The sequence below is a fragment of the Hyunsoonleella aquatilis genome, assembly GCF_014270105.1.
Lineage (GTDB): Bacteria > Bacteroidota > Bacteroidia > Flavobacteriales > Flavobacteriaceae > Jejuia > Jejuia aquatilis.
On record NZ_JACNMF010000004.1, the window covers coordinates 88499 to 112200 of the forward strand.

The 23702-nt window shown below is 36.7% G+C and carries 25 protein-coding genes; 8 read left to right on the forward strand and 17 right to left on the reverse strand.

The window, feature by feature from the left end; all coding sequences use genetic code 11:
* Positions 1–295: 295 nt before the first annotated feature.
* The 5 genes from hisS to rpsF form a co-directional block, all read right to left on the reverse strand.
* Positions 296–1672: a histidine--tRNA ligase gene (gene hisS / locus H7U19_RS12040; RefSeq protein ID WP_186563391.1), complete on the reverse strand. Its 1377-nt coding sequence runs from the start codon at positions 1670–1672 to the stop codon at positions 296–298.
* Positions 1673–2045: 373 nt separating this feature from the next.
* Complete coding sequence (locus H7U19_RS12045; protein ID WP_186562724.1) at positions 2046–2516, reverse strand: DUF6495 family protein; 471 nt, start codon at positions 2514–2516, stop codon at positions 2046–2048.
* 82 nt (positions 2517–2598) lie between these two features.
* Positions 2599–3051 carry a 50S ribosomal protein L9 gene (gene rplI / locus H7U19_RS12050; RefSeq protein ID WP_186562726.1) on the reverse strand — a complete coding sequence of 151 codons (453 nt, stop codon included), beginning with the start codon at positions 3049–3051 and terminating at the stop codon, positions 2599–2601.
* A gap of 13 nt (positions 3052–3064) precedes the next feature.
* Positions 3065–3364: a 30S ribosomal protein S18 gene (gene rpsR, locus H7U19_RS12055; RefSeq protein ID WP_186563393.1), complete on the reverse strand. Its 300-nt coding sequence runs from the start codon at positions 3362–3364 to the stop codon at positions 3065–3067.
* A complete protein-coding gene (rpsF, locus tag H7U19_RS12060) occupies positions 3364–3702 on the reverse strand; it encodes a 30S ribosomal protein S6 (RefSeq protein ID WP_186562728.1) in 339 nt (112 codons plus the stop codon). Before rpsF ends, rpsR begins: the two co-directional genes overlap by 1 nt.
* A gap of 200 nt (positions 3703–3902) precedes the next feature.
* Here rpsF and H7U19_RS12065 point away from each other — a divergent pair, with 200 nt between their 5' ends.
* Positions 3903–4598 carry a LytR/AlgR family response regulator transcription factor gene (locus tag H7U19_RS12065; RefSeq protein ID WP_092580221.1) on the forward strand — a complete coding sequence of 232 codons (696 nt, stop codon included), beginning with the start codon at positions 3903–3905 and terminating at the stop codon, positions 4596–4598.
* Between the two features lies 1 nt (position 4599).
* Here H7U19_RS12065 and priA read toward each other — a convergent pair whose 3' ends face one another.
* From priA to nadC, 4 genes are all read right to left on the reverse strand, one after another.
* The gene (priA, locus tag H7U19_RS12070) at positions 4600–7050 is read right to left on the reverse strand and encodes a replication restart helicase PriA (protein WP_186562730.1); all 2451 of its coding nucleotides are present in this window, start codon (positions 7048–7050) and stop codon (positions 4600–4602) included.
* A gap of 69 nt (positions 7051–7119) precedes the next feature.
* A complete protein-coding gene (locus H7U19_RS12075; protein WP_186562732.1) occupies positions 7120–7710 on the reverse strand; it encodes a hypothetical protein in 591 nt (196 codons plus the stop codon).
* Positions 7711–7820: 110 nt separating this feature from the next.
* Positions 7821–8765, reverse strand: a complete 945-nt coding sequence (locus H7U19_RS12080; RefSeq protein WP_186562734.1) for a YihY/virulence factor BrkB family protein — start codon at positions 8763–8765, stop codon at positions 7821–7823.
* Between the two features lie 267 nt (positions 8766–9032).
* Entirely contained in the window at positions 9033–9890 is an 858-nt protein-coding gene (gene nadC / locus H7U19_RS12085) for a carboxylating nicotinate-nucleotide diphosphorylase (protein ID WP_186562736.1), read from the reverse strand.
* Positions 9891–10000: 110 nt separating this feature from the next.
* Between nadC and rlmH the strand changes: the two genes are divergently transcribed.
* Positions 10001–10474, forward strand: a complete 474-nt coding sequence (gene rlmH, locus H7U19_RS12090; RefSeq protein ID WP_186562738.1) for a 23S rRNA (pseudouridine(1915)-N(3))-methyltransferase RlmH — start codon at positions 10001–10003, stop codon at positions 10472–10474.
* Positions 10475–10581: 107 nt separating this feature from the next.
* Here the strand turns inward: rlmH and H7U19_RS12095 are convergent, their stop codons facing one another.
* Together H7U19_RS12095 and H7U19_RS12100 are read right to left on the reverse strand one after the other, a co-directional pair.
* Positions 10582–10881 (reverse strand): HPF/RaiA family ribosome-associated protein, encoded by a 300-nt coding sequence (locus H7U19_RS12095; RefSeq protein ID WP_186562740.1) that lies wholly within the window; start codon positions 10879–10881, stop codon positions 10582–10584.
* Positions 10882–10986: 105 nt separating this feature from the next.
* The gene (locus H7U19_RS12100; RefSeq protein WP_186562742.1) at positions 10987–11997 is read right to left on the reverse strand and encodes a Gfo/Idh/MocA family oxidoreductase; all 1011 of its coding nucleotides are present in this window, start codon (positions 11995–11997) and stop codon (positions 10987–10989) included.
* A gap of 109 nt (positions 11998–12106) precedes the next feature.
* Here H7U19_RS12100 and H7U19_RS12105 point away from each other — a divergent pair, with 109 nt between their 5' ends.
* From H7U19_RS12105 to H7U19_RS12120, 4 genes are read left to right on the forward strand one after another with little or no spacing between them, the layout of a single operon-like run.
* Positions 12107–12685, forward strand: coding sequence for a non-canonical purine NTP diphosphatase (locus H7U19_RS12105; RefSeq protein WP_186562744.1), 579 nt, complete (start codon positions 12107–12109; stop codon positions 12683–12685).
* 56 nt (positions 12686–12741) lie between these two features.
* On the forward strand, positions 12742–14961 hold the full coding sequence (locus tag H7U19_RS12110; protein ID WP_186562746.1) for a RelA/SpoT family protein: 2220 nt from the start codon (positions 12742–12744) through the stop codon (positions 14959–14961).
* Positions 14962–14986: 25 nt separating this feature from the next.
* On the forward strand, positions 14987–15460 hold the full coding sequence (locus H7U19_RS12115; protein WP_186562748.1) for a Fur family transcriptional regulator: 474 nt from the start codon (positions 14987–14989) through the stop codon (positions 15458–15460).
* Positions 15461–15475: 15 nt separating this feature from the next.
* Entirely contained in the window at positions 15476–16750 is a 1275-nt protein-coding gene (locus H7U19_RS12120) for an adenylosuccinate synthase (protein ID WP_186562750.1), read from the forward strand.
* A gap of 54 nt (positions 16751–16804) precedes the next feature.
* On the opposite strand, the gene H7U19_RS12125 is transcribed toward H7U19_RS12120, so the two are convergent.
* Positions 16805–17746 (reverse strand): calcium/sodium antiporter, encoded by a 942-nt coding sequence (locus H7U19_RS12125; RefSeq protein ID WP_186562752.1) that lies wholly within the window; start codon positions 17744–17746, stop codon positions 16805–16807.
* A 190-nt stretch (positions 17747–17936) separates the two neighbouring features.
* Between H7U19_RS12125 and H7U19_RS12130 the strand changes: the two genes are divergently transcribed.
* The gene (locus H7U19_RS12130) at positions 17937–18158 is read left to right on the forward strand and encodes a hypothetical protein (RefSeq protein WP_186562754.1); all 222 of its coding nucleotides are present in this window, start codon (positions 17937–17939) and stop codon (positions 18156–18158) included.
* A 774-nt stretch (positions 18159–18932) separates the two neighbouring features.
* Positions 18933–19085: an SsrA-binding protein gene (locus H7U19_RS16895; RefSeq protein WP_343069102.1), complete on the forward strand. Its 153-nt coding sequence runs from the start codon at positions 18933–18935 to the stop codon at positions 19083–19085.
* Positions 19086–19257: 172 nt separating this feature from the next.
* Here the strand turns inward: H7U19_RS16895 and H7U19_RS12135 are convergent, their stop codons facing one another.
* From H7U19_RS12135 to H7U19_RS12155, 5 genes are all read right to left on the reverse strand, one after another.
* Positions 19258–20499 (reverse strand): serine hydrolase domain-containing protein, encoded by a 1242-nt coding sequence (locus H7U19_RS12135; protein ID WP_186562756.1) that lies wholly within the window; start codon positions 20497–20499, stop codon positions 19258–19260.
* A complete protein-coding gene (locus H7U19_RS12140; RefSeq protein ID WP_186562757.1) occupies positions 20496–21143 on the reverse strand; it encodes a hypothetical protein in 648 nt (215 codons plus the stop codon). The genes H7U19_RS12135 and H7U19_RS12140 overlap by 4 nt, the downstream gene beginning before the upstream one ends.
* A 1-nt stretch (position 21144) precedes the next feature.
* Complete coding sequence (locus H7U19_RS12145) at positions 21145–21639, reverse strand: RNA polymerase sigma factor (protein ID WP_186562759.1); 495 nt, start codon at positions 21637–21639, stop codon at positions 21145–21147.
* A 532-nt stretch (positions 21640–22171) separates the two neighbouring features.
* A complete protein-coding gene (locus H7U19_RS12150; protein ID WP_186562761.1) occupies positions 22172–22936 on the reverse strand; it encodes a TSUP family transporter in 765 nt (254 codons plus the stop codon).
* Between the two features lie 6 nt (positions 22937–22942).
* On the reverse strand, positions 22943–23698 hold the full coding sequence (locus H7U19_RS12155) for an SDR family NAD(P)-dependent oxidoreductase (protein ID WP_186562763.1): 756 nt from the start codon (positions 23696–23698) through the stop codon (positions 22943–22945).
* Positions 23699–23702 lie beyond the last annotated feature (4 nt).

The following is a 23702-nucleotide window of genomic DNA, read 5'->3' on the forward strand; positions in this document are numbered from 1 at the left end:
TCCTTTAACAAAAAAGAGGTCAACTCAATTATTGAGTTGACCTCTTTTTTTGTTGGAATCATTGAAGCCCAAGATAACGAATTAGCTAGGCAATTTGATGAAAACAGAGATGTTTAAACTATTGTAAAATAATGTATTTCATCGTGTTTTTTAGCATTTCGTCGTATTTTTAAAAAATATTTCCTATATTAGCACCGTGATACATCAAAAACGTATTGATACAATAGTTATTTGAGTTAGTCACCTTAAACCCCAAATCTAATTTTCGATAGCTATTTCAAGTCCTGGACCTTGTTCAGGACTTTTTTATGGTAGAAATTAAAGTATCCAAGGACACTTTTTCCTGAGAGCCAGATACCATATTCTTTAAAGTGTAGTGATTTGCTCCTATTTCGGACTCCCCTACCAAGACCACAAAAGGAATGTTTCTCCGATTGGCATAGGTCATTTGTTTTTTCATTTTTGCATCATCAGGATATAATTCAGCATTGACGTCCTGTGCGCGTAGCTGTTTTATCGCTTTTAAACTGAATAACGCTTCTTTTTCACCAAAGTTGATAAACAGCACCTCCACATTTTTTGAAACCGTTTCAGGAAATAAAACCAATTCTTCCAAAACCAAATAAATACGATCCAATCCAAAGCTGATACCAACCCCACTCATATTTGGCATTCCGAAAATACCCGTTAGATCATCATAACGGCCACCACCACCGATGGAGCCCATTTTTACGGATTCCGGGGCAGACACTTCAAAAATAGCCCCGGTATAATAATTAAGACCACGGGCCAAGGTGACATCTAATTGTAATTTGGCAGTATTCAGGCCTAATTCTGAAATAGCGTTATTGATGAATTCCAATTCGGCTATCCCTTTTTGGCCTTCTTCAGAAGAGGATAAAATGGTTTTCAAATCAGCAATCTGCGATTCAAAATCCCCGGAAATTGAAAACAAAGGTTGCAGTTTATCGATACCCGTTTGAGGAATGCCCTTGTCCAACATTTCCTGTTTTACCTTGGCCTCACCTATTTTGTCCAGTTTGTCCAAAGCTACGGTAAAATCAATCAATTTATCAGATGCACCAATCACCTCAGCAATTCCCGAGAGTATTTTGCGGTTATTGATTTTGATGGTCACCCCTTCCAAATTCAATTTAGAAAACACTTTATCATATAACTGAATAAACTCCACTTCCTGCCATAACGAGCCACTGCCCACCACATCCGCATCGCATTGGTAAAACTCCCTAAAACGTCCCTTTTGGGGCCTATCGGCGCGCCAAACGGGCTGGATTTGGTAGCGCTTAAATGGGAATTCGATCTCATTTTGGTGTTGTACGACGTAACGCGCGAAGGGCACAGTGAGGTCATAACGCAAGGCTTTTTCGGAGATACTCGTGGTCAGTTTATTCGAATCTTTCGTTTCGTAAGCTTCTGCATTTGCCTTTGACAAATAATCCCCAGAATTCAAAATCTTAAAAATCAAGCGGTCGCCCTCATCGCCATATTTGCCCATTAGGGTTTCGGAGTTTTCAAAACTTGGAGTTTCAATGGGTTGAAAGCCGAAGGTTTCAAATGCATTGCGAATGGTATTGAAAATATAGTTGCGCTTTGCGACCTGCTCGGGGTTAAAATCTCTAGTGCCTTTTGGGATGCTTGGTTTTTGGGCCATAATAATGCCTGCGAACGCAGGTATCTCTTTTAAGATTAGTTTGTTTTTTATTTGATTCCGCATCACACTTCGACTGCGCTCAGTGGGACAATGCGGAATGACAAAGTGCAAAAATAATTAATGAAGTTGTTTTTACAGGTTTTTAGAGGAAAAAAGTATGGTTCTTAAAAAATGAGTTCTAACCACCTCCCCACTTCGTGGTACTCCTCCTTACAAAGGAGGAGAGTTTTTTACTGCTGACTTATTGCAACACACAAGTACAAAGTGATTCTCAATTATCGGCTGGTCAAAACTCCTTCCTTTTTGAAGGAAAGGTGTCCCGATAGCTATCGGGATTTGGTTTCATAAAAACCAAAATTCGGAAGGGTTGAGACTAGTTAATTAACTCATCAAAATAGCGGTACAATTCCCCTTTTGTAATGACTGCCCCCTGCTCTATCATTTTAAATTTATCACCATTTTTGTCTTCGGAATAATCTTTATCAGCCTGCAAAAACTCAACACGCTCGTCCATTAAATTTTCGCGGAGCCAGTTATAGCCTTCTTTTGTAGTGATATCCACAGCTTCATTTTTGACGTTCACTACAATGGCATGCATCTCATCTTCGGCCAATCGGAACAAATAGATATGCTGTGGCGCAAAATGCTCCAAATATTCTGCTTGATTAAGCACACCCTCCCAAACAAGATCGCTAAAAACGTCCAATTCGGTTTCCGCCACTTCCGGTTTATTCTTCTTTAGTTCAGCCCACTCGTCGGCCGTAATGGATTGCGTCGCCAAGAAATTGATAAATTCCTGGTGCAGTTCCTCAAATTGTTCTTTGGTTAGTCTTCTGTATTTCATTAGAACAAATTTAAATTTTTCTCAACAAAAAAACCGTTCAGAACGTATCTAAACGGTTTTTACTGTATTTAGAATTTTGAAATTAATTGGCCTGCGCTATAACTTCAAATGGTAATTCTACAACTACGTCCCTGTGTAAACGAATAGTCGCATTGTACTGCCCTAAACGCTTTACGTTTCCACCGGCAACAGAGATGAATTTTTTGTCAATCTCGTGGCCTTCTTTTTCTAAGGCACCGGCAACGTCGATATTATTCACAGAACCGAATAATTTATCGCCAGCACCAACTTTTGAAGCAATCTTGATTTCCAATGCCTTGATGGCCTCTGCCGTTTTGTTGGCATCGTCAACAATTTTCTTCTCTTTAAAGGCTCTTTGCTTTAAGTTTTCAGCTAATACTTTTTTAGCAGACGGCGTAGCCAAAATAGCATGCCCTTGAGGAATTAAATAATTTCTACCATAACCGTTCTTAACTGTTACAACATCGTCTTTAAATCCTAAATTCTCAACGTCTTGTTTTAATATAAGTTCCATTGTTATGATTGTTTTATTTTAATAAATCTGCTACATAAGGCATCAAAGCCAAATGACGTGCTCTTTTAATGGCTACAGACACTTTACGTTGGTACTTTAAAGATGTACCTGTTAAACGTCTTGGTAAAATTTTACCTTGCTCGTTTACAAAACCTAATAACCAGTCTGGATCTTTGTAATCTACATACTTGATACCAGATTTCTTAAAACGGCAGTACTTCTTCTGTTTGTTAGTCTCTATATTAAGCGGAGTTAAATATCTAATTTCTCCATCTTTCTTTCCTTTTGCTTGTTGATCAATAGATGCCATAATTAAGCTTTTACGTTAAGTTTTTCTCTTCTTCTTTCGGCCCAAGCCACTGCGTGCTTGTCTAGTTTCACAGTTAAGTAACGCATGAAACGTTCATCACGTCTAAACTCAACCTCTAAAGCTTCAATTGCCTCTCCGGCCACTTGGTACTCAAACAAGTGGTAAAATCCACTTTTTTTGTTCTGGATAGGGTAGGCTAATTTTTTAAGCCCCCAATCTTCCTTAGCTATCATCTTAGCTCCGTTAGAAACAAGAAAATCTTCGTATTTCTTAACTGTTTCCTTTATCTGGTCATCAGATAAAACGGGATTTAAGATGAAAACAGTTTCATAATGATTCATAAAAATCGTTTTAAATTGTTAAAAATTGCCTGCAAAAATAATCATTTTTTAGTATATTACAACTCTTTTTAAGGACAAAATATTCGTCTCCCTCAAATGTTAATATTTTGTTAATTTTGACAGTTTACCGATGATTTTTGGTTTTTAGCGGAAATTATTGTACTATTGTCGATATCTTAACCGAAATAATATAAAATGTTATGACTTTAAACTGTGTAGTAGTAGACGATTCAGCGATACAACGTCTCTCCATAGTTAAGTTAGTCGAAAATCACCCTTCGCTTAACTTAATTGCCGAGTACAGTAGCGCTCTCGAAACAAAAAATGGTTTAAATACGCATCAAGTAGACTTAATCTTTTTAGACATTGAAATGCCAGTGCTAAATGGTTTTGAACTTTTAGACGTATTGAACAAAAAACCCCAAATTATCTTTGTAACTGGCAAAACCGAATATGCATTTAAGGCATTCAACTATGATGCTACAGATTACTTGCACAAGCCAATTACTAAAGAACGTTTTAACACTTCCGTTGAGAAAGCTCTAGAACAACATAAATTGACATTGGATTTTCATGAGGAAGAAGGTGAGCATATTTTTGTAAAGAGCAATCTTAAGAAACGTAAAGTATACATTAAGGACATCAAATGGATTGAAGCCCTTGGTGATTATGTTAAACTGGTAACCGAGGAGACTAGCTTGGTTGTATTATCTACCATGAAAGCTTTTGAAGCGGAACTGCCAGAAAACAAATTTTTAAGAATCCACAAATCTTATATCGTTAATCTTGATAAAATTGATAGGTTTAACAGTAAAAATGTGGAAGTTGGTGCTTACGAAATACCACTAAGCCGAAATAAGAAGACACAATTAGTAGATGCGTTAAATAACATTTAAACTAGAAGTTATCGACATTTAAAACTATTTTAACCGCCCTAAAATCTTTTATACTGAAGAAGCTATTGTTAATTTTAATGATAGCTTCTTTTGTTTTTGATAAAGACTGTTTTTTAGGAATCTTTACCAGAATATTTTTATAGAACTGATTTCGAATTCGGGATATTGGTGGTGATTCCGGACCCAAAACATTATCGGCGAAAACTTGTCTTAAGGATTTCCCCAACCAGATAGATGCAGTTTCTACCTTATTATAATCTTTATGTTTTAAAGTTATTTTAATCTGTTTATAAACCGGCGGGTATTTATAATTGAACCGATCGTCCATTTGTTCCTTGAACATAGCCTCGTAATTATTGGACGACACCTGTTGTAAGATATTGTGATAGGGGTTATAAGTCTGCACCAATACCTTACCGCGCTTATCCGTTCTCCCTGCCCTCCCCGATACTTGCATAATCAATTGAAAACTGCGCTCGTGAGCACGAAAATCCGGGAAGTTGAGCATATTATCGGCATTCATCACACCGACTAATTTTACATTTCTGAAATCCAATCCTTTGGTCAGCATCTGGGTTCCGACCAATATATCAATTTCTTGTTGTTCAAAAGCGGTAATAATTTTTTCGTAACCGTATTTTCCTCTAGTAGTATCCAAATCCATTCGGGCCACTTTATAATCGGGAAATAAAACTTTTACCTCCTCCTCTATCTGCTCGGTTCCGAAACCCTTGTTGTCCAGTTCTGGGCTGCCGCAAGCACTGCAAGTCGTGTGCATGGATGTGTTGTAACCACAATAATGACAACGCAATTGATTGCGGTATTGATGATAGGTCAAACTAACATCACAATTCGGGCATTGGGGTGCATGTCCGCAGGTATTGCATTCGATAATTGGCGAAAATCCACGACGGTTTTGAAACAAAATAATTTGATGCCCTTCGGAAAGGGTTTCCGTCATTTCCTGAATTAATCTATCACTAAAATGCCCTTTCATCAACTTTTTCTTGTGCTTGTCTTTGATATCCACTAATTCAATTTCTGGCATCAATACATCATTATAACGATATTTTAATTCCACAAAACCATATCGATTTTGTTGAGCATTAAAATAGCTTTCCAAGCTTGGAGTTGCTGATCCTAAAAGCACTTTGGTATTATGCATATTCCCCAAAACAATGGCCGAATCCCGTGCATGATAACGGGGCGCGGGGTCAAATTGTTTAAAAGATTGTTCATGTTCTTCATCAACAATAATTAATCCCAAACTTTTGAATGGTAAAAATATCGACGAACGGGCTCCCAAAACTATTTGTGCTTTCGGGGAGCTGTTCAATACATTGTACCAGGCCTCCACTCTTTCATGCGAAGAATATCTAGAATGAAACACTGCCACTTTCTCGCCAAAATAATTCTGTAAACGACTGACCAATTGGGTCGTCAATGCAATTTCGGGCAAAATATATAATACCTGTTTTCCGGATTGTAACACCTCTTCAATCAGCTTTACATAGATTTCAGTTTTTCCTGAGGATGTTACGCCATGCAACAGCACTGTATGGTGGTTCTCAAATTCGGATTTGACTTCGGATAAAGCTTTCTCTTGATGCTCGTTTAAATGTTTGGAATCTTCATTGGCCTCACCTGAATAAACCACCCTATCGGTTTGAATAAAATATTCTTCTAAAATGCCTTTATTTATCAGAGCCTTCACAACTGCCGAAGATGCGTCACTTTCAGCAGTCAATTCTGAAACTTTTATCGGTTTTTTGGTTTTTGAAGACAACATAAACAGAGCCATCAATACCTGTCTTTGCTTGGGCGCTCGACTTAATTCCTCCAATAATTTTTGAAGTTCAATTTCCGATGAAAAATTTGAATCCAATTTTACATAGCGCACCAATTTCGGCACATACTTTTCGAAAACCTCTTCATGAAGTGCAATGGCATTTTTTTCTATCAATCGGTTGATAACGGGCAATACGGATTTCTTGTCCAAAATATTCATCACATCCTGCACTTTCAAAGAAGATTGATGGTGCAAGGCTTCATACACCAAAAACTCATCGTCCTTGAATTCACTGTCATTCAATTCAATATTGGTTTTCGAAATGATAGTTTCACTTTCAAGAATAAAGGCATTGGGCAAAGCGGCCCGCATCACATCGCCCAAAGTACACATGTAATATTTGGCAATCCATTCCCAAAATTTCAGCTGCGTTTCATTTACAAGAACAGATTCATCCAAGATTTGGTGGATATCCTTTGCATCATAAACTTGAGGTGCTTCGTTATGAATCCGATACACCAAAGCTGTGTAAATTTTAGATTTTCCGAAGGGCACAGAAACGCGCATGCCGGGTTTTAAAAAGTCAGCTTCAGCAGAAGTTATGCGATAGGTAAAGAGCTTTTGGAGCGGTATCGGGAGTATGGCTTCGATGAAATAGTGCATTCTTCAAAAATAATGCAATCCCGCAAAACTTTTAACAACAAAAAAGACCTCAAACGCAAAATAATATATCTATTGCTCTACGATCTTGACATTTTCAAATGTTCCCTCAGAAATCACATAAGCCTGAATCTCCCCATTTACTAGGGTTTGGGCGGTGAAACTGAATATACCCGAAGCCACCTTATTGGTGTAATCAAGTTTATTAATTTTAATGTAAGCCGTATTTGTATCATCCGTGGTGGCATTTACTACTGCGTTATTCAAAGCCTTGTCATTAGCTTGGTAAATACCCCTCATACCAGTTAATCCTGACTCTAAATTTGATAAATTCCACTCCACACCTTCCTTCAAGTCTTCCTCTGCGCCATAATAGGCGAATAATGAAATGGCCTCGTTATCGATTACAAAAATAGTTTCAGTAACGCCGATCAACCTTAAACGATGAGTTTCAATTACCTTGTCTATAAAAAGGGACGCATTTTTATATGGTATTTCGATAAGATTTCCATTAACTTTTGCAGTCATAACAATGGCACTCTCTTTTTCATCCTCTGTCATCTCAATATCTTCTAACTCATCGAGTGCATCAAGGGCGTCCTTAACTTCACAACTAAAAATCACAAAACACATCGCTGTTAAAAACAATATCTTTAATTTCATAGAAATATTTTGGTTTAAAAATTACAGAAAAAACACTATCAATTTGTAAATATTTTATCGTTTCAAAAATAAAAAAATATCCAACTTTCTTAAATTTTATGGGTCTTATTTTATGTTTTAGGACGTTTCTTCAAAAATTGTAAAGATGCATTTAGCTCATAGCCCAATAGCAAAATATTGGAATTCAACCACAAATACAAAAGCAATATCAAAAGTGCTCCGATAGAGCCATAGAGCTTATTATACTGACTGAAATTTTCGATATATACCCCGAATAAGTAAGACGTCAAAATGATTAAAAGTGTTGTTAACAATGCACCTATTGAAAAGAACCGGGATTCCCTTCCTTCTTTAGTTCCAAAATAATACAAGGTGGCTGTTGCGATATACACCATGACCACAAAAAACATGTATTTTGCAAAAATAATCCAACCCAATCCACTATCTTCTGCCAGTACTTCCCCACTTAAGCTTTCATACAACGGTTTTAGAATATAGATTTGAAAATATCCGAATACGGCCACGGTAAGCAACACTAAAAACGCCAAAATTAAAGCTATTCCAAAGGCATATAGGTACTGCTGAAATACATTTCTTGTTAACTGTTCGTGATAGGAGTTTTCAAAGCCAGAGAATACAGCATTTACGCCATTGGCCATCAACAACATTGACAATAAAAACACAGATGATATCAGACCTCCTCCTCCACTGTTATTTATATTTTCAAAAATATTCGAAAAAAAGAAATCAGATGTTTGGGGCGGTAAAATAGAATTTAAAAAACCCATAAATTCCATTTGGAAATTATCGATAGGGATATAGGGAATCAAAATAATGACAAACAATAAAAATGGGAAAATGGCCGTAAAAAAGCTGAAGGCAATGGCACTTGCCCTGGTCGTTAATGCCCCTTTAACAATGCCCAAAACATAAAGCTCCAACAAGTCATAGATAGAAAGTCCCTCAAGGCCGGGCAATTTAATTCTTGTTAAAAAACGAACCAAAATATTAATAACCGGAATAGCTTCCAGTCTATCACGAATAGGTTTTGCCATTAATGGAAACGGATTTACTGTTTCAACTTACGTGATGCAAGTTATACCAAAAAAACCAAAAAATACAATTAATCTGCTCGTTCATTTCTTCTATTATTTCATTGAAAAAATACTTACGTAGCCATTGCTATGCAAGCATTTTTCAGCTTCATAAGAAAAGAAAGCAACTGCCCATCTTATATTGCATTTTCTAATTTATTTGGTATTAAAAATAAGTAGCACTAAAGCGCATTTGTTACTTAAATAAAAGGAATACTTCCTATCTGTTTAGACTGCCTTTAAGCTCAAGTCCATATTGTGAACAGAATGGGTCAGCGCACCACAGGAAATAAAGTCCACGCCACATTCTGCATAATGTCTTACAGTAGTTTCATTTATGTTTCCAGAGGATTCCGTGAGGCACTTGTTTCCGATTAGTTCAACCGCTTTTTTAGTGTCCTCATAGTCAAAATTATCGATCAAAATACGATAGATGCCATCACTTTTTAAAATCTCCTCAACCTCGGTCAAATCCCTGGCTTCTACCATGATTTTCAAATCCTTTCCTGTTGTTGCAAGGTATTCCTTCGTCATATCTATGGCTTTGGTGATGCCACCGGCAAAATCGATGTGGTTATCCTTCAACATAATCATATCATAAAGCGCGAATCTATGGTTTTCACCTCCACCGATTTTTACCGCCCATTTTTCCAGGACACGTATGCCCGGTGTGGTTTTTCGGGTGTCCAAAATTTGTGTTTTCGTACCTTTTAAAAGGGTGACAAATCGTCTAGTTTTAGTGGCAATTGCACTCATACGTTGCATGGCATTGAGTACCGTTCTTTCCGCTTTTAAAATGGATTGCGCAGGCCCCTCAACATACAATACGATGTCGCCATAGGATACCGGTGTCCCATCTTCAATTTTAATTTCTACCCTAAGTTTTTTGTCCACGTATTCAAACACACGCTTTGCGAAAGCTACTCCCGCAATTACGCCCTTGTCCTTTACCAACAATTTTGCCCTTCCTCTTGCATTTTCTGGAATACAGGCCAACGAACTATGGTCGCCATCGCCAACATCCTCTCTTATAGCGTTTTCGATGATGAATGCTACTTCTTTTTCAAAATATTCTTTGGTAATCATACTAGGGAATTTGCGCAAAAATAATAAATGGAACTGGAAATTACGAATTTTTTAGTTTTTAAGACTTATAATATGAATATCGTAAAAAATGAAATTGTAATTTTGGGGCTATGACCATAAAATTACTTGCCATTGGCAAAACTGATAATAAGGAACTTATAGAGCTAATCGAACTTTACATGCAGAGGCTTGGGCATTATGTAAAGTTTGAATTTGACATCATTCCCGATTTAAAAAAGACGAAACATCTCAGCGAAAATGAACAAAAACAGAAGGAAGGCGAACTCATTTTAAAGCAGATTAACTCAACAGACGTTTTGGTGCTTTTAGATGAAAACGGCAAACAATTAGATTCCATTGCATTTTCAAAACATCTACAAAAACACATGAATTCGGGCATCAAACAATTGGTGTATGCTATTGGGGGACCTTATGGATTTTCTGAAGACGTTTATAAAAAGGCGAATGGGAAACTATCATTATCCAAAATGACATTTTCCCATCAAATGGTGCGCTTATTTTTTGTGGAGCAGTTATATCGAGGGTTCACAATTTTGAGGAACGAACCGTATCATCATCGGTAAGCGATCAATTAACAGTCAAAGTCAGTAATACTTAATCAAAGACAAAAAAAATGGCCAAAAACACTAATGTTCAGGCCATCTTTTTATTCTCTGTTTACCATCAATATTTAATGCGTCTTAAAAACCTGCTTACGCTTTTTAAGCTGTCGGTCTAAATCTTTAATGGTTTCTCTAACTGAAACTTCAAAATTATGTTCGTTTGACGTGGCATATATTCTAGGCCCCGGAAGGCTCAATTCAATATTACATATTTTCCCTGCATCATGGTCTTTTTCGTCCTGTTTAAAGTACACTATGGCACCTATCAAAAATTCGTATTTATTAAACAATTTACCTAATTTTTCTTCAGCGAAACCAGAAAGAGTTTCACTTACATCTACATCTACATACTGAAAATTTACTGTCATAATCCGTTTTCTTTTAATTGTTAATTCTTATCTAAAAATAGTGGTTTCTTGCAAAAGAGGACAGAACAAAAGTCATAAAATAGTTATAAAATTTCACAACCTTTACTATTCAAGGATCTCTATTTGCTTTAAAACTTGAGATTTTGTTACCACATAAGGTTTATTGTTTCTGATAGCTTGAAAAACGTCTTCAAAAATATTCAAGTAGGTAGACCGTAGGGAGGGAATTTTTTCTTGTACTTTGTTAATCCCATTTTCATAATAAGTCAGTATACCTTCCTTATCATCTGCCTCAATACCATACAACGGATCATTGGGTTTTATTCCCGCTTGTATTTGATCTTCTTGCACATCTGTCCGCTCCTTTACGTAAGCACCATTTTTTCCGTATAAAACGAACGCTGGCATAGGATCAGCAACCAAGAGACTTGCGGTGATACATACATGCAACCCGCTAGGATACTTTAGGTGTACGCATGCGTAATCATCCACTAGGGTATTGGGCCTAAATTGTCCTGAAGATTTATGCCATGCTATCGGGTCACCAAATAAGGAAATCGCCGCATCAATAACATGAGATCCTAAATTATACAAAACACCATTTCCTGGAACGGGGGACTCTTTAGAGGGATTATCACTCAGCGCATAAACATACCTGTCATATCTAAAATGTACTTCTATTAAATCACCCAGTTTACCTGATTCTAAAACATTTTTCACTGATAAATAATCGCTGTCATAGCGCCTATTCTGATATGGCAAAATAAGGCGATTATGCTTTTCAGCTGCTTCATAAAGTGTTTTGGCTTCATCTAAAGTTACAGTGAATGGTTTTTCCATAACAACATGCTTTCCCGATTGGATTACTTTTAATCCAAGCTCAAAATGCGTGGCACTTGGTGTATTCACAATAACAAGTTCAATCTCAGGATCATTTAAAAATGCATCAATTGAATCATAACTTATAATATTTGGATATTCTAACTTAGCTTTCTTTTTTGTACGTTCTAAAACAGCATACAAATCAAATCCGGAATGTAATTCTAAAAACGGACAATGAAATTGGCTTCCTGATTTTCCGTACGATAAAACTCCTGTTTTTATGCTTTGTTTCATTTGAATGGTTTTAGGTTTGATTTTTATTGAATTATTCCATAAACTAATTTAGTACTTTTTATATGAATCATTATAATTGTACTTTTAGTTTCATTTTTTAATTGATATAATGCAACTTGTTTTTGCCACAAATAATCAAAATAAACTTAAGGAGGTACAAGCTTTAATACCTAAAAACATTCGGTTATTAAGTTTGAAGGATATAGGGTGTTTTGAGGACATTCCAGAAACCCAAGACACCATTGAAGGCAACGCCGTCCAAAAAGCAGAATTCATCAAGGAAAACTATGGTTTTGATTGCTTTGCCGATGATACCGGGCTGGAGGTAAATGCTCTTAACGGAGCACCTGGGGTATATTCAGCAAGATATGCCGGGGCGCAACGTGACGCCAACGACAATATGGATTTATTGCTAAAAAATCTACAGAACAAATCAGATCGCACCGCGCAATTTAAAACTGTTATCGCTTTATACCTAAATGAAAAACTTCACATATTTACGGGTATTTGTAAAGGTGAAATTACTTCAGAAAAAAAAGGAGAGAAAGGATTTGGCTACGACCCTATTTTTAAACCGGAAGGGCACGACATGACCTTTGCCGAAATGGATTTAAAACTAAAAAACGATATTGGCCATCGTGGGAAAGCAGTTCAAAAACTCACCTCATTCTTAGGCAAAGTAGACTAAGAAAAAAGTTAAACATCTGTATTGGCTATTAATATTGTTTGCATTATTTTTATTCGATGACAGAGGAAGAGATTGAAATAGAAAACGCGGCCATTGCCAAAGCCTATAAAGAGTTACTGAAAGTAAGCTACACGACGCTTACGGCTGAGGACAAAAAGCTCATCAGAAAAGCCTTTGAAGTGGCATTGGACGGCCATAAGGACCAACGCCGAAAATCTGGTGAGGCCTATATTTTCCACCCGCTTGCGGTGGCAAAAATAGTGGCGCAGGAAATTGGGCTGGACGCTACCTCTATTGCGGCTGCCCTACTTCACGATGTAGTGGAGGATTGCGATGATTACTCCATTGACGATATCGAGCAACTTTTTGGCGAAACCGTAGCCCGCATTGTGGACGGTCTTACCAAAATTTCTTCTTTGAGCAAGGAGCAGGACATGGATGTGTCCCTACAGGCCGAGAATTTCAGGAAAATGCTCTTGACTTTAAATGATGATGTCCGGGTAATCATTATCAAAATAGCTGACCGCCTGCACAATATGCAAACAATGGACGCCATGCGTCCCGACAAACAGGTGAAAATAGCTTCGGAAACCCTTTATATCTATGCACCTTTAGCGCATAGAATTGGCCTTTACAACATCAAAACCGAACTTGAAGATTTAGGGTTGAAATATACACAGCCAGAGGTATATAACGACATTCTCAACAAAATTCAGGAAAGCAAGGAAGAACAGGACAAATACATCGAACAGTTCAGCAGTGTCATCAAAAATTCCTTGGACAAGGAAGACTTTAAGTACACTATCAAAGGAAGGCCAAAATCCATTTTTTCCATACGTAAAAAGATGGTAAACCAGGGCGTATCTTTTGATGAGGTTTATGACAAATTTGCCATTAGGATTATATACAAAAGTGAAGATCATAACGAAAAGTTTTTGGCTTGGAAAATATACTCCATAGTTACAGACCATTTTAGGCCAAACCCAATCAGATTAAGAGACTGGATTTCTTCACCAAAATCGACAGGGTACGAGGCTTTGCATATCACTGTTATGGGCCCAAAAGGCAGGTGGGTTGAAGTTCAGATTAGGAGTGAGCGCATGAATGAAATTGCCGAAAAAGGCTATGCCGCGCACTATAAATACAAACAAGAAGACGAAAAGGAAGATAATCTAGAGAGTTGGATTAACAGATTACAAGAAGCTTTGGAAAACCCAAGCGTTAATGCCGTAGATTTTGTGGAGCAATTTAAACTCAATCTTTACTCGCAAGAAATATTTGTATTTACTCCGAAAGGAGAGCTAAAATCGTTGCCTAAGGGAGCTACATCCCTAGATTTTGCCTTTCATATACATACCGAGGTAGGCATGCATACCCGAGGTGCTAGAGTTAACGGAAAACTCGTCCCCTTAAGCCACGAACTAAAAAGCGGAGACCAAGTTGAAATTGTAACTTCTGAAAGCTCCAAACCCAATGCCAACTGGTTGAATTACACCACCACGGCTCGAGCCAGGGCAAAAATTAAATCTGCCCTGCGTGAAGACCGAAAATTAATTGGAGAAGAGGGCAAGGAGATTTTAAGGCGAAAACTAAAGCAGCTGAAAATTATTCTAAATGAATCAACGGTTAACGATTTGGTTCGCCATTTTAAGCTACAGACAAGTCTGGATTTGTTCTACCGAGTTGGAATCGGTTCTATTGACAACGTAATGCTAAAGGATTTTGCCTCCTCCAGAAGCAACGCCTTCGTTAGTTTTTTTAAAAACCGTATTACCAAAAAGACTACCATTCCGAAGGAAGACATTGAAAAAGAAGAGGTTACTTCCAATTACGACTCCTTGGTTTTCAATAAAGAAGAGGAAAAACTGGACTACAAACTGTCCAACTGTTGTAACCCCATTCCAGGAGATGACGTCTTTGGTTTTTTAACAGTTTCTGAAGGGATTAAAGTGCATAAAAACAACTGCCCAAATGCCTTGAGCCTTCAATCTAACTACGCCTATCGTATTATGCCGGCCAAATGGATAGACTCCAGCCAGCAGGAATATGCAACCGAAATCAAAGTATCAGGGATTGACCAATTGGGCTTGGTAAATGATATCACCAAAATCATTTCAGACAACATGCACGTAAATATGAAAAGCCTTAGTTTTGAAACGGATGACGGCTTGTTCACAGGGAAAATCAAAGTCATTGTGAAAAACAAGGCTCTTTTACGAAAATTATTAGCGAAACTCGAAAAAATAAATGGGATAGATAAAGTGTCAAGAGTATAAAAAATGTAAATTTGCACTCGCAATTATGGGTTCCACAACAGATAGCAAAAATCAAGAGATTGTAAAAAGCGTTTTTACCAACTTTTTGGAAAGCAACGGGCACAGAAAAACACCCGAACGCTATGCTATACTCCAGGAAATTTATGATAGTACGGAGCATTTTGATATCGAGTCGCTTTATCTGAATATGAAGAATAAAAAGTATCGGGTATCGCGGGCCACCCTTTATAATACAATTGAATTGCTTTTAGAATGCGGTTTGGTACGAAAGCATCAATTTGGTCAAAATCAGGCACATTATGAAAAATCCTATTTTGATAGACAACACGACCACGTGATTCTCACCGATACTGGTGAAGTGATTGAATTTTGCGACCCCAGAATTCAATCTATCAAAAAAACGATTGAGGAGGTATTCAATATCGAAATTAACAACCACTCGTTATATTTTTACGGGAACCGCAAATCTTCAGAGGCTAACACCGAAAAAAACAACTAACAAATTTATTTTAGAATGGCAGTAGATTTACTACTAGGACTACAATGGGGAGACGAAGGCAAGGGAAAAATTGTTGATGTTCTTACCAAAAACTATAATATTATTGCACGTTTTCAAGGAGGGCCAAATGCTGGACACACCTTGGTTTTTAATGGACGGAAGCACGTTTTGCATACTATTCCCTCTGGGATTTTTCATGACGACGCTATTAATTTGGTTGGTAACGGCGTAGTCATTGATCCTGTAATTTTTAAGAAGGAATTAGATAAACTTGAAGAGCAAGATGTGGATTTCAGAAAATCGCTATTGATTTCAAGAAAAGCACATATCATATTACCAACCCACAGACTTCTGGATGCGGCCAGTGAGGCTTCAAAAGGAAAGGCCAAAATCGGCTCAACGCTAAAAGGCATTGGACCAACTTACATGGATAAAACGGGAAGAAATGGCATTCGTATTGGTGATTTGGAGTTAAGCGATTGGAAGGAACGCTACAGAGCTCTGGCAGACAAACATGAATCCATGATTGATTATTACGATGCCGCCATTGAATACGATTTAAAGGAATTGGAAACCGAGTTTTTTGAAGCCGTAAAGGTTTTGAAATCCTTAAGGTTTATTGACTCTGAGGAATACGTTTATCAAGCTCAACGCGAAGGCAAAACCATTTTGGCAGAGGGTGCCCAAGGCTCATTACTGGATATCGATTTTGGGACCTATCCTTTTGTAACTTCAAGCAATACCACTGCGGCAGGTGCATGTACAGGTTTGGGGGTTGCTCCTAACCAAATTGGTGATGTTTTTGGTATTTTTAAGGCTTATACAACCCGTGTTGGATCTGGCCCTTTCCCAACAGAATTGTTTGACGAAGATGGTGAAACCATGGCAAAAGTTGGGCATGAGTTTGGTGCTACCACTGGTCGCCCAAGACGATGTGGTTGGCTGGATTTGGTGGCGCTAAAATATGCAGTCCAAGTAAATGGCGTTACCCAATTGATGATGATGAAAGGCGATGTACTTTCTGGTTTTAAGACTTTAAAAGTATGTACGGCATACAATTACAAAGATGAAGTCATCAAACATTTACCGTATAATATCGAACCCGAAAATGTGACTCCAATCTATACCGATTTTAAAGGCTGGAGTGAAGATTTGACCAAAATGTCCGAGGCTTCAGAATTGCCAAAGGAACTTAATGAATACATTGCATTCTTGGAAAAGGAACTGGAGACACCAATCACCATTGTTTCGGTTGGGCCAGATAGAAAACAGACGATTTTCAGGAACTAATTGACTACATTAAAAACTGACAGAAAGCCTAAAATGCAAAGCATTTTGGGCTTTTTATTTTGAAAACACTATAGCCATAAAAATGCCATAACCCAGAACCAAAAAGAAGCCTTTAAATCTGCTAATCTGCATCTGCTTGGGCAGAAATATCATTGGTATTAATACCGCCGCAAACCCTAGCATCCAGAAAATATCATTGGTGAGTATTTGAGGTTCAGTCACTGGAATTGGTTTTACCAATGCGGTCATCCCCAAAACAGAACCAATATTAAATATATTAGAACCGATTAAATTGCCCAAAGAAATTGCCTTTTCCTGTTTGGCCGCCGCAATAACCGATGCTGCCAATTCGGGAACACTAGTACCAATGGCTATTAAAGAAACGCCAATTACGGCTTCACTTACACCTATTGCACGAGCCACTTCCTTAGAGCCATCCACCAACCACTCGCTTCCAAAATAAAGTGAGGCCGCCCCAATCAACAACCATAAAATGATTTTGAAGTTTGAAACAACGGCCAATGATTCATCCACTTCCTCGGGAATTGCATCTTTTCTGGTACTTCTAATCAGCACAAACAAAAACCCTATAAGCCCTAATAACAGAACGCCTCCTTCAAGGGCAGTCAAAACATCATCATTAATCAAAAAATAATACAGGGCAATTGAGAAGACCATCATTACAGGCCAGTTCAATTTATAAAAGGACTTATCCACCATAATTGGCCCAACCAATGCAGTGATCCCCAAAACCAAACCTATATTGGCAATATTTGAGCCTACCACATTGTTTATTGCAATAGCAGGCGAACCCGAAAGTGCGGCTTGAAGGCTTACTAGTAATTCTGGAGCAGAAGTCGCAAAGGATACCACCGTCATCCCAATTACCATTTTTGAGATATTGAATTTAAAGGAAAGTGCTACTGACGAACGCACCAAAAATTCCCCACCAATTACCAATAACACAAAACCAAGGACGACCCAAAGGATACTCATACACTTTTTTTTTGCGAAGATAATATTAAAGATTCAACAATTATTAATCCTTTTATTATGATTTGACTTGATAATACATTCGATAAAACACCAATCATTGTTTTCATTCAACGAATAACTGCAAATTCATCAATGAAATGTGGAATCAATCCTTAAAATTCATTGTCCAAATTTTAAACTTAACCTAAACATGAAAACTTCATTTAAAATTACCCTAATCTTTATCTGTGTAATTCTAACAGCCTGTTCTACTGAAGCCGATAGAATTATCGGAGTAGAAATAAGTGGCACAATCACTCTTAATGGTACTTATATGAAAGATGATAACCACACTGAGGGACCAAAATTTGTAAATATAGAGGATAGCTCTAAACGTCTAATTACCTATACGGATAAAGAAATTGAAATGTGAGGTCTTATGAGAGATAATTATCTAGTGTATAAAATAGCCGTTGATGGTGAAGTCCCCCCTTAGAACAATGGGAATGTGGCGTTGGCGTTGATAAGGATAAATATAGATGTGAAGCCATTTTTGGCAAATAATAAAATTTATTCTGCAAGGGTTTTAAGGCAGTACATAAAAATATGTACTGCTTTTATTTTATTTAAAACCAAAGTTATAGTTAAACAACAATAAAAATAGTCATGTGTTTGTTGTTGAACTTTATTAGTTTAATTGAAAAAAAATAATTGATACTTATTAAAAATTGACACATAAAAACAAATCTGTTTTAAAGTCACTCTACTTGCATATCTTTCTTTTGAAAAAGATGAAATCATCAAAAAAGACACTTTTTATAATCAAAAACCCCTTGGTTTTAAAAAAACACTTCCAAAAACCCCTATAATTCTTTCGTTCTGAAACAAAAACAACCTTATACAGTTTGTTTTTGAAACAATATCAAAGAAAGTCACATTCATATCGAAATCAATATCATTTTTTCACTTACAATTCCGTATGCAAATTTATCGATTTTCATGAAAACGTTTGGTGGACATTCAGTCAAATATATATCTTCAAAAAACAGCACAATTATTAACCCTTTAAAACCCGCAAAAATATGATAACACTTGCCAAATTTGTCATTGACATAATCCTTTTGATTATTTCAATGTTCTAAACCCAAAAAAAAGTAAAACTTAGTCTAGAATAAGTTTTACTATTTTTGTTTTAACAACATTTCAGGTGAAAAAGCAAGTTTTTAAATTTTTAGCGAAGGTTAACAAAGCTGTACTCCCAAGCTATTCAAAAAGGAAATTAGATTTAGCCAAGGCCAATAAACTACAAATGGCCATAATTGGTTGGCGCTGGTATGTTACGAAAAATGCGTTGGATTAGTTTCTAAAAAAAAGACCTCCAATCATGGAAGTCTTTGTATTTCGTGACCCTAAGCGGGAAAAGTTCAAACTTTATTGATGATATTAAACTAATTCTGAAATCTGATTAAATTAATTTATCGCTAGCATGTAAATCTCAAAAACTTGATTATCAAACTATTAAGCAACAAACATTATTTATCAGGAACATTATTTTTTAGACTTTTGCCAAATTCTTGTGCAATTTTGGCTGCGACCATTTTCAATGGTAGCGCACCATAAATATAGGAATTTGTCAAGATGACCACCACCACTTTTGCTTCTGGAATCATTACCATACTGGCCTGTCCACCAGTTGGTGACCCACCATGATTAACAAGCGTATTTCCTGAAGCTAATTTATAAAAGTTCCACCCCATACCGTGAAATTGGGGAAACGGTGAATTTTCATATGGACTTATTGGCCGAAGCATGGACTTAAAGCTTGAGTCTTTTATTATTTGTCCGTTCATTAATGCCAGTCCGAATTTTGCTAAATCCGTAGATGTAGATAGAAAACCACCTCCAGCCCATTTATAGCTACAATTCTCATCCGGGGCAATCTCTACCCGCTTTCCTATTATAGTTTTGTTATAGCTTGTCACTCTTTCACTTACAGGCTTGTCAATATAATCTGCACCTGTGGATGACATTCCTAATGGTTCAAAAATCAAAGCATCCATAAGATCTAAGAAATTCACATTAGCAGCTTTGGCCATTGCTTCTCCTACTAGAGTGTACCCAAATGTACTATAGCTATATTCAGTTCCTGGCTGAAATAACAAACTGTCATGGGAAAAAAGACCAAGCCTTTGTTCTGAGTTCGAAAAGTCATCACCCACATGTAGATCAATAGTAAAATAAGGTGGTGGCCATTTAAATTTGGTATGGTAATGCCGAATGCCCGACCGGTGAGAAAGTAGGTGTTCTAAAGAAATCTTGTAAGGTTTTTTAGGGAATTCTGGAACAATATTACAAATATCTGTTTGTAAATCTATCACTCCGTCTTCACAAAGCTTCATAGTAGCTGTAGCTGTCAAAGGCTTGGATAAACTACCTATTGGAAATTTAGATCGGATAGTGAGTGGTGACTGGTTTTCAAGATTGGCATATCCATAAACTTCAGACCATACAACTTCATTGTTGACCCCAACACTAATAGAATATCCAGGAGCATGAAATTTTTGGCTTCTTTGTTTAAGAATATTTTTGGCTTTTTTTATATGATCCGTATAGCGATCATCATATATCTCTGTGGACACAGGGTTTAAATGATCCGCATTAGGGAGTACATCTCCATTTAAGTAATTCCATAGCAATGAAAAGAAGATGAAAAATAGTATTATAGATAAACTAATTAGTATGAACTTCAAAGTTCTAAAGAAGTATTTACTCATATCTGGTCATTGAAATTTATGTCTTTCAGAAGTTTTTCAATTTCTGATAATTGAGGCTTATATTTATTCCTTATTCTTTTTCTTGTTAATACGGTCAAAACAACTATTAAGAGTACATCTGGTAAGAACAGCCCGAATGCTATTGGTAATGAATAATTAGTGAAGTAACTAAACTCGGGTGTTATAAACTGGCCAAGCGTTGTAACCAGCAACCCTCCCAGATAAATAAATGGAAGTTTGTGAAAGAAAGATACTCGGTTTTCTAGCTGGTTTTTTCTGATAAGAAATATTCCATTTACAGTTTGGTTAAATTCACGTTGTTTTTTCTTTTGGGAAATATGTCTAATAATGATATGTAAGCTAATTGCAAAGACGTACAAAGGAAATAATATAAACCATCCAAATGGAGGAAAAATATCCATTTCACGCATTTGACCCGAACCTATATTAACAAAAAGATAAACCCAAAATAAAAGTGAGAGAAAGGCTAATAACATGATAGTTCCAGAGATAAAGAGTAACCAAAAGTTATTTCTTGTATGTTTTCGGACATTTCTATTAATTAACTGAAGAACTTCATGCTTATTCAATTTCGGTTCTATATTTTGTTCGTTCCAATCTTTTAATACTTCATCAAATTCCATTTCAATCTCTTTTAATTAATCCTAAAAGCTTTTTCTTGACACGATGAATTCGGACACCCACTGCAGACTCAGAAAGTCCCATTATTTGAGAAATTTCCTTGTGACTCACTTCATCAAGTACAAGTAAAATCAGTGATCTATCAATCTTGTTAAGCTTCCTAATCCCTTCATAGAGATATTCAAAGTGGTCTGGATAACCATCATCCATTTTAAGCAATGTTAAGGGCAAATCAATTGACTTTACTAGCTCTAGTCTTTTTGATTCCCGTTTTTTCCATAGAGTTGCTCGGTTAATTGCAACTTTATAGACCCAAGTCATTGCTGATGACTCTCCTCTAAAATAAACAGTAGATTTCCATATTTGAATAATGATTTCTTGGTAGAGATCGTCAAAATCATCCGCGCTACTAGTAAAAGATCTAGCAATCTTTATAATTACGCCTTGATATTTATCAAACCAATCCATGAAAAGTTTCTCTTGTTCCATTTGATTCATCTTATCATATTAGAGCACAAATGTTATTCAATTTTACACTTTGGAATGATTTTTTTTAAAATTTGATATAAATAAGGTACCTACACCTCTCTTTTTCTGAAATAGAGGATTCACTTATATCAAGTACAATGTTCCCCGAAGTATAACTAATTAAATTATTTAATAGTTTGCACATAGAATCAAACTCTTTTTATTTAATCCAGATATTATCTCCTCTATTTTATTTTAAGAAGCTCTTTAGCTATTTAGTCATAATCAAACTTACCTCAATAACTTATTTTTAAGGTATTTTTATAAACTAATAACCAATACATTCAAAAGAGGTGAATTTTTAAAAAACAGAAACCCAACCAACTGTATTACATATGATTGGGTTAATTATTTGTGACCCTAATAGGGAAAAGTTCAAACTTTTTAGAAGACCTTAAATCACTCCTCAAATTGTAAAATAAAGTCCATATATCAATATAAGATTTTGAAGAGATTCTTGACAAATGAATTTACTTTGAACCTAGTATTAAAGGGGCATTTCTTAATTATAGAACCATAATTTTACTGAAAGCGCTATTATGGTAAAAAACAACAATACTTTTATCCACTTATCACCTTTCTTTATAGAAAAATAGCTTCCAAGCCATCCTCCAATTGATGTACCTATAGCCAGTGTTAGGCCATATTGCCAATTGATAACATTCTTGAACAAAAACAACATGACTACAGCGAGCGTATAAATGAACGCTACAATGACTTTTACACTATTAATTTTGGCCAATGGAGCCTGCATCAATCTGTCAAGCACTAGAATAATTATGAATCCTACTCCAGCATGAATAAAGCCTCCATAAACGCCAATGAAAAAGAATAGTAGCACCCCAATCCACAAGTCTTTTCCTTGATTATAGGAACGCCCCTTTTGCTTCAATGAAGATCCCAATAAAATGAGAGCCCCAACTACCAACATAACAACAGATAAGATCTTGGTGAAAACCTCGCCCTTTATATCAACGGCTAGCCATCCTCCCAGCAGTGCACCCGGTACTGCAGCCAAACCTAAATAAAGACTATACTTGGAATCAATTACCCCTGCCTTTTTAAACTTTGCAATTGCAAATACATTTTGCCATAGTATTGCGATACGATTGGTAGCATTAGCAATATTTGGGGGAAGCCCCATAAAAATCATTACTGGCAGTGTTATCAACGACCCTCCTCCTGCTACTACATTAAGAAAACCAGCTACAACTCCTATGATAGCAAGTAATAGGCTAGAATATAGATCAAGAGGATAATCGTTCACTTTTGTTTAGGAAAATGCAAGGCCACCATTTATATCAAGATTATTACCGGTGATAAAGGAGGATTCTTCGGATGCTAGATAAGCTACTAAATCCGCTATTTCGGATGCTTCTCCTTCCCGTCTAAGTGGCGTATTAGAAGCTACTTTTTTTCGGATTTCATCTTTGGTAAAATCATCGTGAAATTTGGTTCCGATCAAACCTGGACATACCGCGTTTACCCGAATACCCTTCGGGCCAAGTTCTTTTGCCATTGCCCTGGTAAACGTCATAACGGCACCTTTAGAGGAGCTGTATAATGAGGAACCTCCTCCACCGCCATCCCTCGCCGCCTGCGAAGACAAATTGATAATTGAGGCCCCTTTACCCATTAATGACTCGAATGCTTGCATCACAAAAACGGTAGATTTAAAATTAACGTTAAACACTAATTCATAAAACGACTCGTCCAATTCCTGCAATGTTTTTCGCGCAAAAAGTCCGCCAGCGTTGTTAATAAGAATATCCACCTTACTCCCAAATGCTTGAGTAGTTTTTGACTTAAGCTGTTCTATATCCGAAAGTTTGGATACATCTGCTTTTACGGCTATAGCCTCACCTCCTAAAGACAGTATCTCATTGACCGTGTCATTGGCACCGGATTCGGAGTTAAAGTAATTAACCACAACCTTCGCACCTTCTTTCGCCAACTTTATTGATATCGCCTTTCCGATATCCCGAGAGCCCCCAGTTACTACCGCTATTTTACCTTTTAATCTACCCATTTGT

Coding starts and splice junctions, on each gene's coding strand:
- H7U19_RS12065 (WP_092580221.1), top strand. CDS start 3,903: ATGACTTTAAACTGTGTAGTAGTAGACGATTCAGCGATACAACGTCTC.
- H7U19_RS12095 (WP_186562740.1), bottom strand. CDS start 10,881: ATGACAGTAAATTTTCAGTATGTAGATGTAGATGTAAGTGAAACTCTT.
- H7U19_RS12080 (WP_186562734.1), bottom strand. CDS start 8,765: ATGGCAAAACCTATTCGTGATAGACTGGAAGCTATTCCGGTTATTAAT.
- rplI (WP_186562726.1), bottom strand. CDS start 3,051: ATGGAACTTATATTAAAACAAGACGTTGAGAATTTAGGATTTAAAGAC.
- nadC (WP_186562736.1), bottom strand. CDS start 9,890: ATGATTACCAAAGAATATTTTGAAAAAGAAGTAGCATTCATCATCGAA.
- H7U19_RS12130 (WP_186562754.1), top strand. CDS start 17,937: ATGAAAACTTCATTTAAAATTACCCTAATCTTTATCTGTGTAATTCTA.
- H7U19_RS12140 (WP_186562757.1), bottom strand. CDS start 21,143: ATGGAATTTGATGAAGTATTAAAAGATTGGAACGAACAAAATATAGAA.
- rlmH (WP_186562738.1), top strand. CDS start 10,001: ATGACCATAAAATTACTTGCCATTGGCAAAACTGATAATAAGGAACTT.
- H7U19_RS12155 (WP_186562763.1), bottom strand. CDS start 23,698: ATGGGTAGATTAAAAGGTAAAATAGCGGTAGTAACTGGGGGCTCTCGG.
- H7U19_RS12125 (WP_186562752.1), bottom strand. CDS start 17,746: ATGAGTATCCTTTGGGTCGTCCTTGGTTTTGTGTTATTGGTAATTGGT.
- H7U19_RS12105 (WP_186562744.1), top strand. CDS start 12,107: ATGCAACTTGTTTTTGCCACAAATAATCAAAATAAACTTAAGGAGGTA.
- rpsF (WP_186562728.1), bottom strand. CDS start 3,702: ATGAATCATTATGAAACTGTTTTCATCTTAAATCCCGTTTTATCTGAT.
- H7U19_RS12110 (WP_186562746.1), top strand. CDS start 12,742: ATGACAGAGGAAGAGATTGAAATAGAAAACGCGGCCATTGCCAAAGCC.
- H7U19_RS12145 (WP_186562759.1), bottom strand. CDS start 21,639: ATGAATCAAATGGAACAAGAGAAACTTTTCATGGATTGGTTTGATAAA.
- priA (WP_186562730.1), bottom strand. CDS start 7,050: ATGCACTATTTCATCGAAGCCATACTCCCGATACCGCTCCAAAAGCTC.
- H7U19_RS12120 (WP_186562750.1), top strand. CDS start 15,476: ATGGCAGTAGATTTACTACTAGGACTACAATGGGGAGACGAAGGCAAG.
- H7U19_RS12100 (WP_186562742.1), bottom strand. CDS start 11,997: ATGAAACAAAGCATAAAAACAGGAGTTTTATCGTACGGAAAATCAGGA.
- H7U19_RS12135 (WP_186562756.1), bottom strand. CDS start 20,499: ATGAGTAAATACTTCTTTAGAACTTTGAAGTTCATACTAATTAGTTTA.
- H7U19_RS12045 (WP_186562724.1), bottom strand. CDS start 2,516: ATGAAATACAGAAGACTAACCAAAGAACAATTTGAGGAACTGCACCAG.
- H7U19_RS12115 (WP_186562748.1), top strand. CDS start 14,987: ATGGGTTCCACAACAGATAGCAAAAATCAAGAGATTGTAAAAAGCGTT.
- H7U19_RS12075 (WP_186562732.1), bottom strand. CDS start 7,710: ATGAAATTAAAGATATTGTTTTTAACAGCGATGTGTTTTGTGATTTTT.
- hisS (WP_186563391.1), bottom strand. CDS start 1,672: ATGGCCCAAAAACCAAGCATCCCAAAAGGCACTAGAGATTTTAACCCC.